11 protein-coding genes are annotated in these 13,991 nt (G+C 69.5%); 8 read left to right on the forward strand and 3 right to left on the reverse strand.

The window, feature by feature from the left end; genetic code table 11:
- Positions 1-31 precede the first annotated feature (31 nt).
- Positions 32-427 carry a Co2+/Mg2+ efflux protein ApaG gene (gene apaG, locus ABL840_RS03845; protein WP_093204281.1) on the reverse strand — a complete coding sequence of 132 codons (396 nt, stop codon included), beginning with the start codon at positions 425-427 and terminating at the stop codon, positions 32-34.
- 60 nt (positions 428-487) lie between these two features.
- On the opposite strand from apaG, the gene rpe reads away from it, so the two are divergent.
- Positions 488-1,183: a ribulose-phosphate 3-epimerase gene (gene rpe, locus ABL840_RS03850; RefSeq protein WP_093301678.1), complete on the forward strand. Its 696-nt coding sequence runs from the start codon at positions 488-490 to the stop codon at positions 1,181-1,183.
- On the opposite strand, the gene ABL840_RS03855 is transcribed toward rpe, so the two are convergent.
- The gene (locus ABL840_RS03855) at positions 1,173-1,397 is read right to left on the reverse strand and encodes a hypothetical protein (RefSeq protein WP_418116189.1); all 225 of its coding nucleotides are present in this window, start codon (positions 1,395-1,397) and stop codon (positions 1,173-1,175) included. The two genes, rpe and ABL840_RS03855, sit on opposite strands and share 11 nt — an antisense overlap.
- Before the next feature lie 157 nt (positions 1,398-1,554).
- On the opposite strand from ABL840_RS03855, the gene ABL840_RS03860 reads away from it, so the two are divergent.
- From ABL840_RS03860 to ligD, 3 genes are all read left to right on the forward strand, one after another.
- Positions 1,555-2,574: a succinylglutamate desuccinylase/aspartoacylase family protein gene (locus ABL840_RS03860; RefSeq protein ID WP_093301680.1), complete on the forward strand. Its 1,020-nt coding sequence runs from the start codon at positions 1,555-1,557 to the stop codon at positions 2,572-2,574.
- A 75-nt stretch (positions 2,575-2,649) separates the two neighbouring features.
- Positions 2,650-3,645: a Ku protein gene (locus ABL840_RS03865; RefSeq protein WP_093301681.1), complete on the forward strand. Its 996-nt coding sequence runs from the start codon at positions 2,650-2,652 to the stop codon at positions 3,643-3,645.
- Between the two features lie 21 nt (positions 3,646-3,666).
- Positions 3,667-6,255: a DNA ligase D gene (ligD, locus tag ABL840_RS03870; protein ID WP_093301683.1), complete on the forward strand. Its 2,589-nt coding sequence runs from the start codon at positions 3,667-3,669 to the stop codon at positions 6,253-6,255.
- 37 nt (positions 6,256-6,292) lie between these two features.
- Here ligD and ABL840_RS03875 read toward each other — a convergent pair whose 3' ends face one another.
- Positions 6,293-7,300: an intradiol ring-cleavage dioxygenase gene (locus ABL840_RS03875; protein ID WP_418116190.1), complete on the reverse strand. Its 1,008-nt coding sequence runs from the start codon at positions 7,298-7,300 to the stop codon at positions 6,293-6,295.
- 246 nt (positions 7,301-7,546) lie between these two features.
- On the opposite strand from ABL840_RS03875, the gene ABL840_RS03880 reads away from it, so the two are divergent.
- From ABL840_RS03880 to ABL840_RS03895, 4 genes are all read left to right on the forward strand, one after another.
- The gene (locus ABL840_RS03880; RefSeq protein ID WP_170217237.1) at positions 7,547-7,699 is read left to right on the forward strand and encodes a hypothetical protein; all 153 of its coding nucleotides are present in this window, start codon (positions 7,547-7,549) and stop codon (positions 7,697-7,699) included.
- Positions 7,700-7,740: 41 nt separating this feature from the next.
- Positions 7,741-9,936 (forward strand): catalase, encoded by a 2,196-nt coding sequence (locus tag ABL840_RS03885; protein WP_093301785.1) that lies wholly within the window; start codon positions 7,741-7,743, stop codon positions 9,934-9,936.
- Positions 9,937-10,175: 239 nt separating this feature from the next.
- A complete protein-coding gene (locus ABL840_RS03890) occupies positions 10,176-12,257 on the forward strand; it encodes a CHAT domain-containing protein (RefSeq protein ID WP_418116191.1) in 2,082 nt (693 codons plus the stop codon).
- A gap of 1 nt (position 12,258) precedes the next feature.
- Entirely contained in the window at positions 12,259-13,989 is a 1,731-nt protein-coding gene (locus ABL840_RS03895) for a ShlB/FhaC/HecB family hemolysin secretion/activation protein (protein WP_093301686.1), read from the forward strand.
- Positions 13,990-13,991 lie beyond the last annotated feature (2 nt).

Consider the following 13,991-nt stretch of genomic DNA (forward strand, 5'->3'; position numbering starts at 1 on the left):
CGAAGCGAAGCCTGAGGAACGCCTGGTGCGTCTAGTGCAGTACGCGCGAAACAGGGGCGCCGCCGATGTCGGCTTCCAGCACGAACATGGGAATGGGCACGTCGAAGCGGTCGCCTTCCTCGGTCACCACGAAGTAGCTGCCGTGCATCGTGCCGCTGGGCGCCTGCAGGCGGCAGCCGCTGGTGTAGCGGAAGGATTCGCCGGGCGCCAGCAGCGGCTGCTGGCCGATCACGCCCAGGCCCTTGACCTCCTGCGAATGCCCCGAGGCGTCGTTGATGAGCCAGTGGCGCGCGATCAGCTGGGCGGACACCGAACCCGTGTTCGTGACGGTGACCGTGTACGAGAAGGTGTAGATGTTGTCCTTGGCCGAGGACTGGTCGGCGAGGTAGCGCGGTTCGACTTGTACGCTGAAAGGGCTGTGTGACATGGGGCGCATGGTAACGGAGGCCTTTGGTCGGGCTTGCGCCGGCTGCGAGAATCAGGGGTTATGAGCACCCCGTTCCGCATCGCGCCCTCCATCCTGTCCGCCGACTTCGCGCACCTCGGCAAAGAACTGACCGACGTGATCGCGGCCGGCGCCGACTGGATCCATTTCGACGTGATGGACAACCACTACGTGCCGAACCTGACCTTCGGCCCGATGATCTGCCAGGCGCTCAAGCCCTACGCCAAGACCGCCGACGGCACCCCGGTGCCCATCGACGTGCACCTCATGATCCAGCCGGTCGACGCACTGGCGGCCTCTTTCGCGCAAGCGGGCGTCGACTACATCAGCTTCCACCCCGACGCCTCGCCCCACACGCACCGCAGCATCCAGGCCATCAAGGCGGCCGGCTGCAAGGCCGGGCTGGTATTCAACCCCGGGCTGGGCCTGGAGGCGCTGGACTGGGCCATCGACGACATCGACCTCATCCTCATCATGAGCGTCAACCCCGGCTTCGGCGGCCAGAGCTTCATCGACTCGGCCCTGCGCAAGATCGAGCAGGCGCGCAAGCGCATCGAGCAGAGCGGGCGCGACATCCGCCTGGAGGTCGACGGCGGCATCAAGGCCGACAACATCGCGCGCGTGGCCTCGGCCGGCGCCGACACCTTCGTGGCCGGCAGCGCGATCTTCAACGCCAAGGACTACGGCGCGGTCATCACCGAGATGCGCAGGCAGCTCGCCGGCGTCGTCAGCGCCTGAGCTTCTCGTTGTAGACGCGGTCGCTCGGCGGGCCGCGGTCGGTGTCGACCACGCCGCGCTCCACGTCTTCGTGGGCCTTGCGGCCCACCTCGGGCGGATTGCCGTCCAGAGTTTGCTGGCTGTCCGACGACTGGTCGCGCTCGTGCGGCAGGCGGGGCGCCGATTCGCCGCCTTGCTCCACCTTGGTCTTGCCGCGGCTGCTCTTGCTGTTCATGCATGCACTCCTTTGACAGAGGCCGAGCCTGCGCCCCCGCCGCGGCCGGCCCGGTAGGACAGGCGAGGCAGCCCCTGTAGGCGGCGCCTCGGCGGCCGGTGCTATGAAACGAATAGCGCCTTTGCGCGCAGGGAAAGGGCTCCGCAATAATCCCCGGATGTCTTCCGATCCTTTCGCCGGCGTGGCCACCGACAGCCTGCGCATCCACGCCTTCGCCTCGCTCAACCCCGGTCCCCGCCTGCTCGTGATGGGCGGCGTGCACGGAGACGAAATCTCCGGCACCCTGGGCATCGAGCGCGTGCTGGGCGAATTGGAGGCCGGCTCGCTGCGGCTGCTGCGCGGCGAGCTGACCATGGTGCCGGTGGCCAATCCGCTGGCCCGCAGGCGCCTGCAGCGCGAGGGCGAGCGCAACCTCAACCGCCTGTTCCGCCCCTCCGAGTCGCCGGCCGACTACGAAGCCCGCGTGACCAACGTGCTGGCCCCGCTCATCGAGCGCCACGAGGTGCTGCTCGACCTGCATTCCTTCCAGAGCGAGGGCGAGGCCTTCGCCATGATCGGCCCGCGCGACAACACCGGCACGCTGGAGCCCTTCGCCCGCTCGTACGAGGAGGGCCAGCTCGCGCTGCACATCGGCACGCCCATCGTGGTGGAAGGCTGGCTCGACATCTACGCCGCCGGCATCGCGCAGCGCTCGGGCGGCGCGCCGGCCAGCGAGGCCGAACTCGACTTCGGCCGCGGCACCAACGAATTCATCCGCAGCCGCGGCGGCTACGGCGTCACGCTCGAATGCGGCCAGCACCTCGATCCGCAGGCGCCCGAGGTGGCGTGGCGCGCCATCCGCCGCACCCTGGCGCTGCTGGGCATGGCCGAACTGCCCGAGGGGCTCTCCGGCGGCCCCGCGCAGCCGCCGAAACTGCTGCGCCTGGCCAGCGTTACAGATCGCCTGCACGAGGAAGACAGCTTCGTGCGCGACTGGGCCACCTTCGACGAAGTGCAGCGCGGCGAGCCCATCGGCATGCGGCACGACGGCACCCTGGTGAGCGCGCCCGACGACGGCTTCATCGTGTTCCCCAACGCGATGGCGCTGCCGGGCGCCGAGTGGTTCTACTTCGCGCGCCCCAGCGAACGCCGGCTCGGACCGGTGACCGAGGCCACGGGCGCAACCGGCGCGGCCTGACGGCGCCTGGGGCCGCGTTCCTACATCGCGCGCGCCGGGGCGGCGCACATTCCGGGGTGAAGGAGTGTGCAACCCATGCCCGTCTCGAAGAAAGCACCCGCGCCGCGTGTCCTGTGGAAGGGCGCCATCAGCTTCGGCCTCGTCCACATCCCCGTGGCGCTTTATTCGGCCACCGTGGACCACGGCATCGATTTCGACTGGCTCGACAAGAGGACCATGGACCCGGTCGGCTACAAGCGCATCAACAAGAAGACCGGCAGGGAGATCGCGCGCGAGCAGATCGTGAAGGGCATCGAGTACGAGAGCGGCGAGTACGTCGTGCTCAGCGACAAGGAGATCGCCGCCGCCTACCCGAAGACCACGCAGACCATCGAGATCGAGACTTTCGTGCCGGCCAACGGCATTCCCTTCGTGTACCTCGAGCGGCCCTACTACGTGGCGCCCATCAACCGCGGCGCCAAGGTGTACGCGCTGCTGCGCGAGACCCTGCAGCGCAGCGGGCGCGTGGGCGTGGCCCGCGTGGTGATCCAGACCAGGCAGCATCTTGCGGCGCTGGTGCCCGTCGGCCCCGGCCTCGTGCTGAACCTGCTGCGCTGGGGCGCCGACATCCGCCCCTGGACCGACCTGCCGCTGCCTTCCGAAGACGCGAAGAAGGCCGGCCTGCGCCCGCGCGAGCTCGAGATGGCGAAGGAGCTGGTCGAGGACATGAGCGCCGACTGGGACCCGGAGGAATTCCGAGACGAGTTCAAGGACGAGATCCTGCGGCTGGTCGACAGGAAGGTGAAGGCCGGCCAGACCGAGACCGTGACCCAGCCCGAACCGCAAGAAGGCGAGCAGGCTGGCGAAGGCCGCGGCGCCAAGGTCATCGACCTGACCGAGCTGCTCAAGCGCAGCCTGCGCAAAGGGGGCGCGGGTGGCAGTGGGGGCAGGTCGAAGGACGAGGAAGCCGACGCCGATGAAGAGGAAGAGCCGCGACCCAGGCGGCCCGCTGCGAAGAAGCGCAGTACCGCCACGAAGAAGAGCGCCGCCACCGCGCGCAGGGCACCGGCCCGCCACCGTCGCGCCGCCTGAGCCCGTCGAGGACCGCACGCCATGGCACGCACAGCATCATCCTCGTCATCCACCGCACGCAAGGCGCTCGCGCGCTACCACGGCAAGCGCGACTTCTCCCGCACGCCGGAGCCCAAGGCCGGCGGCCGGCGCGGCAAGGGCACGCTGGGCTTTGTCATCCAGAAGCACCACGCGAGCCACCTGCACTACGACTTCAGGCTGGAGCTCGACGGCACGCTCAAGAGCTGGGCCGTGCCCAAGGGGCCGTGCCTCGACCCCGGCGTGAAACGCATGGCGGTGCACGTCGAGGACCACCCGATCTCGTACGCCGACTTCGAAGGCACCATCCCGCCGAAGCAGTACGGCGCCGGCACCGTCATCGTCTGGGACCGCGGCGACTGGCTGCCCGACGGCGACGCGCGCAAGGCGCTCGCGGCCGGCAAGCTCAAGTTCGAGCTGCGCGGCGAGAAGCTGCACGGCCACTGGACGCTGGTGCGCATGCACGGCAAGGGCGACGAATCGCACGAGCCCTGGCTGCTCATCAAGGAGCGCGACGGCGAGGCGCGCGCGCTCGACGACTACGACGTGGTGGAGGAAGAGCCCGCGAGCGTGATCACCGGCCTCGGCGTGGACGAGGTGGGGCAGGTGCCGAGGAAGAAGGCGAAGGCGAAAAGCAGCAGCACGCCGGCGAAGAAAGAGGAACCCAGGAAGAAGAAGGCCGAGCTGCCCGCCGTCCTCGAGCCCCAGCTCGCCACCCTCGCGTCCTCGCCACTGTCGTCGCCGCACGACTGGCTCTACGAGCTCAAGTTCGACGGCTACCGCCTGCTGGCGCGCATCGACGACAAGGGCAAGGTCCGCTGCTTCACCCGCAACGGGCACGACTGGAGCGCGAAGCTGCCCGCGCTCGTCGAGGCCATCTCGAAGCTGGGCACGCGCTCGGCCTGGCTCGACGGCGAGATCACGGTCGACGGCCCCAACGGCGCGCCCGACTTCCAGGCGCTGCAGAACGCCTTCGACCGCGGCGCCACCTCGTCCATCGTCTACTGGCTCTTCGACGCGCCCTTTCTGGATGGCGAAGACCTGCGCGAGTTGCCGGTCGAGCAGCGCCGCGCGAGGCTCGCTGCGGTACTCGCCGGCCGGCGGTTGTCGCCGCTGCGCCTGAGCGACGCCTTCGAGGCCGCGCCGCGCGACCTGCTCGCGGCGTCCGCGCGCATCGGCTTCGAGGGCATCGTGGCCAAGCGCAAGGGTTCGCCGTACGTGTCGCGCCGCTCGTCCGACTGGATCAAGCTCAAGAACCAGCAGCGACAGGAATTCGTGATCGGCGGCTACACCGCGCCCAAGGGCTCGCGCGCCGGCTTCGGGGCGCTGCTGCTCGGGGTGTACGACGAAGACAGCGGGCGGCTGCGCTACTGCGGCAACGTGGGCACGGGCTTCGACGCCGGCCGTCTCGCCGACATCAAGGCGAAGCTCGACCGGCTGGCCGTCGACGATTGCCCCTTCGAGCCCGTGCCGCGCGGCGTCAGGGCGCAGTGGGTCAGGCCCTCGCTGGTGGCCGAGATATCGTTCGGCGAATGGACGCGCGAGAACCGCGTGCGCCAGGCCGTGTTCCAGGGCCTGCGCAGCGACAAGCCCGCGGCCGAAGTGCGGCGCGAGCATGCGCAGCGGACGCGGGAGATCGAGGCGTCGGCAAGCTCGCCGGCCACGAAGAGCGGCAGAAGCAGCGCAAGCAGCGAAGGGAAAAGCAAGGCCATGTCCCTGAAGATCACCCACGCCGACCGCGTGATCGACGAGCACAGCGGCATCACCAAGGGCGAACTCACCGCCTATTACGACGGCGTGGCGAAGCTCATGCTGCCGCACCTGCGCGGGCGGCCGGTGTCGCTGGTGCGCGCACCGGAAGGCGTGGGCGGCGAGCTGTTCTTCCAGAAGCACGTGCAGGGGCGCGAGATACCCGGCGTGCGCCTGCTCGACCCCGCGCTCGACCCCGGTCACGAGCCGCTGCTGCAGATCGACACCAAGCCGGGCCTGCTCGGCGCGGCGCAGATGAACGTCATCGAGCTGCATACCTGGAACGCCACCTCCCGCGCCATCGGCAAGCCCGACCGCATGACCTTCGACCTCGACCCCGGCGAAGGCGTCGCCTGGGCGCAGATCCAGGAGGCCGCGATGCTGGTGCGCACGCTGCTCGACGAGCTGGGTCTGCCATCGTTCCTGAAGACCAGCGGCGGCAAGGGGCTGCACGTGGTGGTGCCGGTCCGCCGCCAGTACGACTGGGACACCGTCAAGGGCTTCTCGCAGGCCGTGGTGGCGCATCTCGCGCAGACCATTCCGGCGCGTTTCGTCGCCAAGAGCGGGCCGCGCAACCGCGTGGGCAGGATCTTCGTCGACTACCTGCGCAACGGCTTCGGCGCGACCACCGTCAGCGCATGGTCGGCGCGCGCGCGGCCGGGGCTGGGCGTTTCGGTGCCGTTGACGTGGGACGAGCTTCCGGAACTCCCGGGGCCGGACCGATGGACGGTCGCCAACGCGGCGCAGCGCTTCGAGGTCGGCAACCAGCCCTGGGCCGCGATGGAGCGCAGCCGCAAGGGGCTCGCTGCCGCGATGAAGCTGCTCGGGTACGAGCCCGGCTGACGGCCGCCGTGCTCCGTCCCGGCCTTCCTCCCTCCGCTCAGCGCGCGATGCCGATGGTTGCCGTCGCGGTGTAGCCGGCGGCGACGCTGCCGCTCATGGCAGGCGTCATCGCCGCGATCTGCGCCGAGGTGTTGTCGCCGAACACGTTGTCGGTGGAGAGGCTGACCGCTGCGAAGTTCGCGACGCTGCTGGTGTAGCCCGTGGCGTAGGGGTACACCGCGCCGCACACGGCGCTGGGCATCGCCAGCTGCGAGGTCAGGATCGAGTTCTTTCCGGTCGTGGCGGTCGAGAGGCTCTGGAACACCTCGAAGTGCATGTGCGGCCAGCGGCCCGAATAGCAGCCTGGGAAGATCGTCGTGAAGGTCACCTGCCCGTTGCTGTCGGTCACCTGCACGCCGCGCAGGTAGCTCTCGGTGGGCGCCGAGTACAGCGAGTAGTTGCCGTCGCGGTCGCAGTGCCAGAGGTAGATCGCGTAGCCCGACAGCGGCGCGCAGCTGGAGGACGTGTTCAGCAGCGTGAGCGTCAGCGTCGTCTGCACGCCGCCGGCCTGCGTGGTGGTGCCGAGAAAGCTGCTGCGGATGTCGCTGCGCACGATGCCGCTGGAAGTGAGGATGTCCGAGGTCGAGCCCGACGAGCTGTTGGTGCCGTCCGCCGGATACGGCCCCGCCGTCTCGCCGGGCAGCGCGGTGCAACTGCTGCTGGAGCTGCTCGTGCTGCTGCCGGTGGTCGTGGAAGAGCCCGAGCTCGAAGTCGACGTAGTCGGCGTGGTCGTGGTCGCCGAGGTGGTGCCCGAGGCCGCCACCAGCCCGGCGAGGCTGCCGCTTGCGTCGGAGCCGCCTCCGCCACCGCAGCCACCCAGCAGAAGAGCCGGTCCCGCCGCCGCCGCGGAGCCCAGCCATGCCAGCGCCCTGCGGCGCTGGAGGCCGAGCTGCGCCGCCATGAGCGGAAGGTCGTCGGCCAGGTGGTGGCCGTGCCTGTGGTCGTGATTCTGGTTGTGGTTTCGGTTCTGGTCCTGCCCGGGTCGGCGGCATTCGGAAATCGACACTTTTGCTCCTCGATCGTGGTTGGAGCGGCGAGCGTCGGGCCGCGATGTTGCTCGCGGATTTCAGCTTATTGCGGCTTGTTGCGGGGCGGCTGTCGGCAGGCTCCTACCCGGTCCGCGCGCCCTCTCCCACAGGGGCGGGAGGGCGGCCACTACGGGGCTGGAGCCGCGCCGGACATAACCTTCGGATTCGCCCGCAACATGCGCGGGGCATGCGCAAGACAGGCAGCGTGAAACCCGGAGGGAATGATGGAATTCGCATCGCTTTTCGACTCGTTCGCCAGTTCCTGGGGCAACGAAATCCTCGTGTGGTCCATCGCCGCCGTGGCGGGCCTCATCTGTCTCATCGCCGTGGTCAACGTGCTCGACATGTTCCTCGACGGCGGCAACGAAACGGGCTGAACGCCCATCTCCACCCCATGAAAGATTCCGGCAAGTCCACGATGTCGCCCCAGAACAAGGCCGCCGCCGGCCGTCGCGCCAGCGCCGTCAAGGCTGGCGACGCAGGCAACGCCAAGCAGCAGCAGCTCGAAGGGTTCACCGTCGAGCACCCGACGACCCTGACCACCAATCAGGGCCTGCAGCTGCCGGACAACCACAACTCGCTGAAGGCGGGCGTGCGCGGCCCCACGCTGCTCGAAGACTTCATCCTGCGAGAGAAGATCACGCACTTCGACCACGAGCGCATCCCGGAGCGCGCGGTGCATGCGCGCGGCTCGGCGGCGCATGGCTTCTTCCAGGTCTACAAGTCGATGTCGCAGTTCACCTGCGCCGACTTCCTGCAGGACCCGGACGCGAAGACGCCCGTGTTCGTGCGTTTCTCCACCGTGGCCGGCTCGCGCGGCTCGGCCGATACCGTGCGCGACGTGCGCGGCTTCGCCGTCAAGTTCTACACGCGCGAGGGCAACTACGACCTCGTGGGCAACAACATCCCGGTGTTCTTCATCCAGGACGCGATGAAGTTCCCCGACCTCATCCACGCCGTCAAGCCCGAGCCGCACCACGAGATGCCGCAGGCCGCGAGCGCGCACGACACCTTCTGGGACTTCGCCTCGCTGATGCCCGAGAGCACCCACATGCTGATGTGGGCCATGAGCGACCGCGCCATCCCGCGCAGCCTGCGCATGATGGAAGGCTTCGGCGTGCACACCTTCCGCTTCGTCAACAGCCGCGGCGAGAGCCACTTCGTGAAGTTCCACTGGAAGCCGAAGCTCGGTATCCACGGCCTCGCGTGGGACGAGGCGCAGAAGATCGCCGGCAAGGACCCCGACTTCCACCGCCGCGACCTGTGGGAAGCCATCGAGAACGGCGACTTCCCCGAGTGGGAGCTCGGCGTGCAGCTGATTCCGCAGGACAAGGAACACTCGCTGGGCTTCGACCTGCTCGACCCCACCAAGCTCATTCCCGAAGAGATGGTGCCGGTGCAGAAGATCGGCCGGCTGGTGCTCAACCGCAACCCCGACAACTTCTTCGCCGAGACCGAGCAGGTGGCCTTCCATCCGGGCCACCTCGTGCCCGGCATCGACTTCACGAACGACCCGCTGCTGCAGGGCCGCCTCTTCTCGTACACCGACACGCAGATCTCGCGCCTGGGCGGCGCCAACTTCCACGAGCTGCCCATCAACAAGGGCGTGTGCCCGTTTCACAACTTCCAGCGCGACGGCATGCACCGGCAGACCATCGCGCGCGGCCAGGTGGCCTACGAGCCCAACACGCTGGGCAGCGGCACCGAGTTCCGCGTGGACGGCGGCAGCCACGGCTTCCAGTCTTTCCCCGAGGAAATCGATCCGCCCAAGGTGCGCCGCCGCAGCGCTTCGTTCGACGACCACTTCACGCAGGCGCGCCTGTTCTTCGAAAGCCAGAGCGCGGCCGAGAAGGAGCACATCGTCGCGGCCTTCCGCTTCGAGCTGTCGAAACTGGAGGTGCCGGCCATCCGCCAGCGCATGGTCGACAACCTCGCGCACGTGGACGAGAAGCTCGCCCGCCGCGTGGCCGAGCCGCTGGGCATCGGCGAGCCCGATGCCAAGGCGGCGGCGGGCCGCGCGGGCTTTCGCGACCATCGCATCGCGCTGCCCATCGAGGAGTCGCCCGCGCTGAGCATGGCCGACACCGGCGACGGCTCGGTGCGCACGCGCAGGATCGCGATCATCGCGGCCGACGGCGTCGACTCCGCCTCGCTCAAGCCCATACGCGACGCGCTCGAGCAGGCCGGCGCGCAATGCAAGGTGGTGGGTCCGCGCCTGGGCACCATCGCCAGCGCCTCGAAGCGCCAGATCGATGTGGACGCGACCTTCGCCAACACGCCTTCGGTGATGTTCGACGCCGTGCTGGTGCCGGCCGGCGAGGACTGCGCCGCCGCGCTGGCGGGCATCGGCGACGCGGTGCACTTCGTGCTGGAAGCCTACAGGCACTGCAAGGCCATCTGCACGGTGGGCGAGGGCGTGCGGCTGCTGTCCACGCTCGGCATTGCCGAGGACACGCCGGCCGACGAACTGCCCGCGGGGCTGGTGGTGGCCGCGACGCCGGTCACCAACCTGGGCGACAGCTCCGGCGCGACGGAGATCGCGCAGCGCTTCCTCGCGGCCATCGCGAAGCACCGGCACTGGGACCGCGCGAACATCGACGCCGTGCCGGCATAGGGCCGCCGGCGAGGCCGGTTCTAAGCCTTTAGCGCTAGACCGTATTGCGAATAGGCGCCATAGAGGGCCACTCCTAGACTTCGCCCCCACGAGGCCTGAACGGCGCGCACTTTCGCGACGTCGAGCATCCCGCCAAAGCGGATGCGTGGGCCGCGCGCGGGGGTCCAATGGCGTGGTTTTCGAGATGGGGATGGGAGCGCCCTGCACGTCGTCGTGCGGGAATCGCAGGCGCGCTCGGTATGACATGCATTCTTCTCGCGGGCTACGGCTCCGTGGCTTCGGCGCAGCAGCAGCAGCAGGCGACGAGTGCCGAGGCCGCGGCCAGCAGGATGGAGCAGGCCCGCCTTGCGGACACCGACACCCTGCTGGCCCTCACCAGCGAAGGCGCCGTGCTCTACGGGCAGGACTCGGTCAAGCTCTCGGGCTACCAGTACTGCAGCCAGGCCGTCGCGCTGGCCGAGGCGGGCGAGTTCCGCCAGAGCGTGCGTGCCGCGAGCAAGGCGCTGCACCTGGCCAACGCCACCAACGACCCCAACCTGATGGCCATGGCCAATCGCGACCTGGCCATCGTCTACAGCTACTCGGGCCAGCTCGAGAAGGCCGAGGAGTTCGCACGCGAAGCGCTCAGGCACCAGGCGCGCGACCCCAAGCTGGTGGTCGGCCCCGTGCAGAAGGTGATCGGCGACGTGCGCTCGCGCCGCGGCGACTATGCAGGCGCGGTGCTCAGCTATGACGAGGCGCTGGCCAACAGCTCGCAGCGCTACGCGCCGCTGGTGCAGGCATCGCTGGTCAATGCGCTGATCGAATCGGGTGACCCGGCGCGGGCGCGCGAGGTGCTCGGCACCATGGCCCCGCCGAAGGACGCGCCGCTCACCGCGCAGCTCGATCGCACCCGGGCCCGCCTGCTGCTGGCCGAGAACAAGCCCGCCGAGGCGCGCGATGCGTATCGCGCGCTCACCGCGCGCCAGGTGGGGGCCGACACCGAGTACTACCGCCTCTGGGCCTGGGACGGCGTGGCGCGCAGCGAACTCGCGCTGGGCCAGAAGCAGGCCGCCGCCGAGGCCGTGGGCCGCGCGCTGGGCGACGTCGACAAGGTGCGCGCAAGATTCCGCAGCGAGGAATTCAAGATGGGCCTGTTCTCGGACCTGCAGACGGTGTTCGAGCGCGGCGTGTCCATCTACAGCGACGCGGGCGATGCGCGCCAGGCCTTCGAGGTGAGCGAGCACAGCCGCTCGCGCGCGCTGCTCGACGCGGTGCGCGGCCGCGCGAAGATCAACGAGCAGGCCGCCAACACCGTCGACCTCGCCACGCTGCAGCGCACGCTGGCGGCCGACGAGCGCGTGGTGCAGTTCCATTCGCTGCCCGACCGCCTCGTGGTGTGGGTGGTGGGGCCCAGCAGCATCGCCGAGAAGACGGTGGCGGTGAAGCGCGACGAGCTCAACGAGCTGGTCGAGACCTTCCGCAATTCGATCGTGCGCGGCCGCCGCACCGCCATCACCAATGCCGACAAGCTGGGCGCGGCGCTGCTCGGGCCGCTCGGCCTTGCGCCGGGGCAGCGGCTGGTCGTGGTGCCGCACGGGCCGCTGCACTACCTGCCGTTCCAGGCGCTGCGGCTCGACGGCCGCTACATCATCGAGACGCATCCGGTGGCGGTGGCGCCGTCGATGAGCATCGCGGTGCAGCTCGCGCAGCGCACGCCGCGCGTGAACGCGTCGCTCACCGCCTTCGGCAATCCGCGCATCGAGGACAAGTACGACCTGCCCGGCGCCGAGACCGAGGTGAAGCAGCTCGCGCGGCTGTTCCCGCGCAACGCCGTGTACATGGGCGCGGCCGCCACCAAGACCCAGTTCCGCGACGTGGCCGCGCGCTCGCCGCTGATGCACGTGGCGGCGCACGCCGAGGCCGACGCGGTCGATCCGCTGTACTCGCGCATCCTGCTGGCCAACGAAGGCGGCAAGCAGAACTTCCTGGAAGCGCACGAGATCCTCGGGCTTCCGATGGACGGCACCGCGCTGGTCACGCTCTCGGCCTGCGAATCGGGCCTCGGGCGTATCGCGCAGGGCGACGAGGTGCTGGGCTTCACGCGCTCCTTCCTGTCGGCCGGCAGCTCCAGCCTGATCGCTTCGCTGTGGCCGGTGTCCGACGACGCCACCGCGGTGCTCATGGGCACGCTCTACGGCGAGCTCTCGAAAGGCCGCGACATCCAGAAGGCCATGCAGGCCGGGCAGCTCGCGGTGCTGAAGGATCCCAAGATGTCCCATCCCTTCTTCTGGGCGCCGTTCAACCTGATCGGCAACTGGCGCTTAACGGTCGGGAGTTGAAATGAAAGTCCGTCAATGTCCCACGCCGATCGCCTTCGCGGTCACGGCCCTGGTCAGCGCCACGTTGCTCGTCGCGGCCCAGCGCGCGCATGCCGCTGAAACAGACGACAACGCCACCGCGCTCCTGCCGACCAAGGACCCTTGTGGTGCCTGCGACCGCCCGATCGCGCAGGCGCCCACCGGCGCCGTCGCCCCGCAGAGCCTGCCCGCGCCGCCGCGCAACACGGGCGGACCCGCCGGCGCGACATTCAAGCTCAACGACCTGCGCCTGAACGGCGTGAAGGCGCTGAGCAACGAGGAGCTGCAGGCCATCACCGGCCCCTACATCGGCCGCGACGTGACGCTGTCCGATCTCGAGGAGCTCGCCAAGGCCATCACCGCCCGCTACAAGGAACGCGGCTACTTCCTCGCGCAGGCCGTGGTGCCGGTGCAGACGGTGCGCGACGGCATCGTCGAGATCAGCGTGATCGAGGGCCGCCTCGGCAAGGTCGACGTGACGGTCGCGCCCGATGCGCCCATTGCCGAGTCGCGCGTACGCGGCTTCCTCGCGCCGCTGCAGCCCGGTGCCGCCGTGAGCGCGCCGGACTACGAGCGCGCGATGCTGCTGCTGTCGGACCAGCCCGGCGTCAAGGTGTCCTCGGGCCTGCAGGAGGGCACGCAGCCCGGCACCACCGACCTCGCGGTGGAAGTGACCGCCGCGCCGCGCTGGGCCTTCACCGCCGAGGGCGACAACCACGGCACCAAGGAGTCGGGCCGCTACCGCGTGGGCGGCACCGCGCGCTGGCTCAGCCCCTTCGGCATCGGCGACAACCTCGACATGCGCCTGATGGTCTCCAACAGCAACGCACTGCAGTTCGGCCGTATCGCGTACGAGGCGCCCATCGGCACCAGCGGGCTGCGCGCGGGCGTGGGCCTGTCGCGCGTGAGCTACGAGCTGGGAGGCCAGTTCGCCGACCTCGACGCGCGCGGCCGGGCCAACGTGCTCGACTTCTCGCTGAGCTATCCGGTGATCCGCCAGCGGCAGCAGAACCTCTTCCTGCGCCTGGGCGTGGACGTGAAGGACCTCACCGACGAGCTGCGCGCGGCCGACTACAACTCGAAGAAGCGCGTCAACGGCCTGAGCCTGGGCTGGACCTGGGAGCGCCGCGACGAGCTGCTGGGCGGTGGCTACTGGGCCAGCTCCGGCACGCTGTACCACGGCAACCTCTCCATCCGCGACCCCGAGAGCCGCGACTTCGACAGGGGCATCACCGGCCACCGCACCGAAGGCGGCTTCACCAAGCTGAGCTTCCAGCTCTCGCGCCTGCAGGCCATCGTGCCGCGCCATTCGCTGTACCTGTCGATCGGTGGCCAGTGGGCGAGCAAGAACCTCGACGCGTCCGAGAAGCTCGCGCTCGGCGGCGCGCGCGCGGTGCGCGCCTACCCTTCGGGCGAACTGCTGGTGGACCAGGGCGTGATCGGCACCGTCGAATGGCGCTGGTCGCTCAACGAGGAGCTCACGCCTTTCCTCTTCTACGACGCCGCGCACGGAAAGATCGTGCGCAACCCGACGCCCTACGACGGCGTCAACAGCCACAGCCTGCGCGGCTATGGCATCGGCCTGAGCTGGTCGCGACCCGGCAATTTCTCGATCAACGCGACGCTGGCCTGGCGTGCCGGCACGCCGCCCGCGCAGACAGACGGAGGCGGGCGCAACCCCCGCCTCTTCGTGCAGCTCATCAAGGCGTTCTGACC

The organism is Variovorax sp. NFACC27, assembly GCF_048301545.1.
Taxonomy (GTDB): Bacteria; Pseudomonadota; Gammaproteobacteria; order Burkholderiales; family Burkholderiaceae_C; genus Variovorax; species Variovorax gossypii.